Annotated in this window: 1 protein-coding gene; it reads right to left on the bottom strand. The window is 66.6% G+C overall.

Going from position 1 to position 1,950, the window contains the following annotated elements; all coding sequences use genetic code 11:
• The coding region (gene acs / locus QPR87_RS23490; RefSeq protein ID WP_285051563.1) for an acetate--CoA ligase at positions 1-1,949 on the bottom strand (1,949 nt) is incomplete at its 3' end.
• Position 1,950: the final 1 nt, after the last annotated feature.

Genomic DNA, 1,950 nt, shown 5'->3' with positions numbered 1-1,950 from the left:
CGGTTCATTCTGTTTTCGATGAGTTGGTCCACGACGCCCGGGTCTGCGAGCGTGGAGATGTCTCCGAGGGCGCCGAAATCGTCCTCGGCGATCTTGCGCAGGATGCGGCGCATGATCTTGCCCGAACGGGTCTTGGGCAGGCCCGGCGCCCATTGGATCAGGTCGGGCTTGGCGATCGGGCCGATCTCGGTGCGCACCCATTTCTCAAGGTCGGCGCGCAGCTCGTCGCTGGGCTCGACCCCGTTCATCAGCGTCACATAGGCATAGATGCCCTGGCCCTTCAGCGGGTGCGGATAGCCCACCACCGCCGCCTCGGCCACCTTCTCATGCGCCACCAGCGCCGATTCCACCTCGGCCGTGCCCATCCGGTGGCCCGAGACGTTGATCACGTCGTCCACCCGCCCGGTGATCCAGTAATAGCCGTCCTCGTCCCGCCGGCAGCCGTCGCCGGTGAAGTAATAGCCCGGATATTGCTGGAAATAAGTCTCCATGAAGCGCTGGTGGTCGCCCCAGACCGTGCGCATCTGCCCCGGCCAGCTGTCGGCGATGCACAGCACCCCCTCGACCCCGTCGCCCTCCTGCACCGCCCCGCTCGAGGCATCCAGAACCACCGGCCTGACCCCGAAGAAGGGCAGCGTCGCCGAGCCCGGCTTGGCCTCGATCGCGCCGGGCAGCGAGGTGATCATGTGACCCCCGGTCTCGGTCTGCCACCAGGTGTCGACGATCGGGCAGCGCCCCTTGCCCACATGCCGGTCGTACCAGACCCAGGCCTCGGGGTTGATCGGCTCGCCCACCGTGCCCAGCACCCGCAGGCTGGACAGGTCGTGCTTCTCGACCCATTCCGGCCCCTGCCCCATCAGCGCCCGGATGGCGGTCGGCGCGGTGTAGAACTGGTTGACCCCGTGCTTTTCGCAGACCGCCCAGAAGCGGCCGGCATCCGGCCAGGTCGGCACGCCCTCGAACATCAGCGTCGTGGCGCCGTTGGCCAGCGGGCCGTAGACGATATAGCTGTGCCCCGTCACCCACCCCACGTCGGCCGTGCACCAGAAGATGTCGCCGTCCTTGTAGTCGAAGACGTATTGATGCGTCATCGCGGCATAAAGCAGGTAGCCGGCGGTCGAATGCACCACGCCCTTGGGCTTGCCCGTCGAGCCCGAGGTATAGAGGATGAACAGCGGGTCCTCGGCATTCATCGGCCGCGGCGGGCAATCCGGGCTGACCTGCTCCATCATCGCCAGCACGTCCACGTCGCGCCCGTCGATCCAGCTGGTCTGGTCGCCGGTATGCCTGACCACCAGGCAGCGCACCCGGTCCGAGCAATGCAGCAGCGCCGCGTCGGTATTCGACTTCAGCGCCGTCTTGCGGCCGCCGCGCGGCGCGGTGTCGGCGGTGATCACCAGCTTGGCACCGCTGTCGTTGATGCGGTTGGCCAGCGCGTCGGGCGAGAAGCCGGCGAAGACGATGGAGTGGATGGCGCCGATCCGCGCGCAGGCCAGCATGGCATAGGCGGCCTCGGGGATCATCGGCAGGTAGATCACCACCCGGTCGCCGCGCATCACCCCCTGGCTCAGCAGCACGTTGGCGAAGCGGTTCACCTTTTCCGACAGTTCCGCATAGGTGATGTGGCGCGCCGGCTGGTCCGGGTCGTCCGGCTCGAAGATGATCGCGGTCTGGTTCGCGCGCCCGGGCAGGTGGCGGTCAATGCAATTGACCGAGGCGTTCAGGATGCCGTCCTCGAACCACTTCACCGAGACCTGGCCCATGGCGAAATCGGTGTTCTTCACCCTGGAATAGGGGTGGATCCAGTCCAGCCGCCTGCCCTCGCGGCCCCAGAACCCGTCAGGGTCCGAGATCGATTCGGCATACATGCGGGCGTAATCGCCAGGCTGGACCAGGGCATCCCCAAAACCCGGCGGAATCGGATGTTTCCCAGAAGTTTCAATGGTCATG

The sequence above is a fragment of the Paracoccus sp. SSJ genome, from assembly GCF_030234105.1.
Taxonomy (GTDB): domain Bacteria; phylum Pseudomonadota; class Alphaproteobacteria; order Rhodobacterales; family Rhodobacteraceae; genus Paracoccus; species Paracoccus denitrificans.
Note: the sequence above shows the minus strand (reverse complement) of the source record. Positions and strands in the feature narration are given on the sequence as shown.